Source organism: Ruminococcus sp. CAG:379, assembly GCF_000434255.1.
Lineage (GTDB): Bacteria > Bacillota > Clostridia > Oscillospirales > Ruminococcaceae > Ruminococcus_F > Ruminococcus_F champanellensis.
The window spans coordinates 1-858 of the sequence record NZ_FR894823.1; the positions used below are offsets into that span (position 1 = coordinate 1).

An 858-nucleotide genomic window follows, 5' to 3' on the forward strand; every position below is an offset into this window, starting at 1 on the left:
GTGTGGATACCCGTCATTCACACCTGGCTGGATCGTCCACATACCATCCGGATAGGGCGAAGTCAGCCCCGGATTTCCATACCGGGTGTTTGCATTGTGGGGATACCCATCATTCACGTTCAGCTCTAACGTCCACGCCATAGATCACACCTCCGTGACCGGGAACCCGACGCTGTTCAGATATGCCGCATCCTTGCCCTGTGCAGCAGTTACATACTGGATGTTGCTCCCGCTGTTGCAGGTGATGCCGCTGCCGATCAGATCCTTCACGATGCAGGATGTGGCGGTGGCTTTCACCGGATACAGCCCGATGGTATACTCGGATGTATTCGTGAACTCCACGGCGATGAAGCTGTTTTTCATGGGCTTGTTCCCGTCCGTGATGTACAACAGTCCGTTATTGCCGGTGCCGCTGAGTGCCAGGCTTCCCCGCATCAGGCAATCCTCCAGACCGCTGTAGCTGAACAGATTTACTCGTCTGCCGCTCTCCACAGTGAACGGCATATCCAGCATGAAATTACAGTCGGTGAAATCACACCGGGTGGCGATGCCGTAGGGGATGCCGCTGCCCTGTGCCTGCATGGCAAAGGTGCAGGATTTGCAGGTCATGCTATGGGTACTGCTGCCTGCCACCAGCAGGTATGCCTCTGCTGCGAAATATTTCACGCCGGTGAAGCTGCATCCGGTCAGCGTGGTGTTCGCCATGCTCAGCAGGGACTTTGCCCCGTTATTGCACACCAGATTGTCAAAATGCAGGTCGCTGACCTGGGTGACGGCAGTGGTGGTGGATACCAGGAAATGATCCGATGGGGAGGAGAAATACAGATTCCGGATCCGCCAGCCGTTCCCAGCCAGGCT

General features: G+C 56.3%; 1 protein-coding gene. It reads right to left on the reverse strand.

The features are described 5' to 3' along the window. Positions 1 to 144: 144 nt before the first annotated feature. A partial coding sequence (locus QVO51_RS01760; RefSeq protein ID WP_288167740.1) for a hypothetical protein occupies positions 145 to 858 on the reverse strand: 714 nt, incomplete at its 5' end.